This window comes from Methylophaga sp. UBA5088 (assembly GCF_002414625.1).
GTDB lineage: Bacteria > Pseudomonadota > Gammaproteobacteria > Nitrosococcales > Methylophagaceae > Methylophaga > Methylophaga marina.
This window is the reverse complement of sequence record NZ_DIAC01000032.1, coordinates 48,686-48,960: the sequence shown is the minus strand read 5'-3', so window position 1 is coordinate 48,960 and position 275 is coordinate 48,686. Positions and strand designations below refer to the sequence as shown.

1 protein-coding gene is annotated in these 275 nt (G+C 44.7%); it reads right to left on the bottom strand.

From position 1 onward, the window contains the following. The coding region (locus B4K20_RS04490) for a glycogen/starch/alpha-glucan phosphorylase (protein WP_289282027.1) at positions 1-275 on the bottom strand (275 nt) is incomplete at both ends.

Genomic DNA, 275 nt, shown 5'->3' with positions numbered 1-275 from the left:
GGGATAGCTAAGACATCATTGGTGTTTACCCAGTGAACACGCATATCACCACTATCACTTGGATGATACTCGGTATGACCCCCAAATTTAATGCGCTGAGTAAATTCAGGCCGCTCCAATTCCCACGGGTTACCATCTTGCAACCAGTGATCAGGTTTTTCTACCTGAAATCCATTTTCGATGCGTTGTTGGAACATGCCATATTCATAACGCAGACCATAACCTGTTACCGGTAATTGTAACGTGGCACAACTATCTATGAAGCAGGCGGCTAA